Here is a 506-nt window from a genome sequence, read left to right on the forward strand (position 1 = left end):
GAGTTATGACAAGCCAACAAATGTCATGAAACATCTACTAAGAGCTAGGCATCTTAGTCCGATTTATGGGAGTCAGACTCCAATAGCCCCCGAGATTGAAGATTTGATGGTTATTGATGAAATTCCAGATATCTTTCATGTTGGTCATGTTCATAGAGCTGAATTAGATATGTACAAAGGCATACTTTTGATAAATTCTGGTTCTTGGCAAAAACAAACTCCATTTCAGGCTAGTGTTGGCATGACTCCTAATCCAGGAATTGCCCTTATGGTAAATTTGAAGACATTCAAAGTTTATCATGAAAATTATAATTCTAATAAATTAAACAATATCTTGTAAAGTTAAATCGTCTTTGAAAGTTTTTTTTATCATTTCAGTTGAGATTGTAAGTTTGTATTTTTTTGTTCTACCATGAATTCCTTGATGTACTAATCTTCCAGTGATTATACCAGATAATTCAATTTCACTAAGCATTTGGGTAATACGTCTTTGAGTTAACTCTTCA

The 506-nt window shown here is 32.6% G+C and carries 2 pseudogenes; one reads left to right on the forward strand and one right to left on the reverse strand.

What is annotated here, in order from left to right:
* Nucleotides 1-340: pseudogene (locus BG20_RS03580) on the forward strand (DNA-directed DNA polymerase II small subunit); the annotation flags it as partial.
* On the opposite strand, the pseudogene BG20_RS11855 reads toward BG20_RS03580, so the two are convergent.
* Nucleotides 323-506 (reverse strand): annotated as a pseudogene (locus BG20_RS11855) (cell division control protein Cdc6); the annotation flags it as partial. The pseudogenes BG20_RS03580 and BG20_RS11855 sit on opposite strands and share 18 nt — an antisense overlap.

The sequence above is a fragment of the Candidatus Nitrosarchaeum limnium BG20 genome, from assembly GCF_000241145.1.
GTDB lineage: Archaea > Thermoproteota > Nitrososphaeria > Nitrososphaerales > Nitrosopumilaceae > Nitrosarchaeum > Nitrosarchaeum limnae.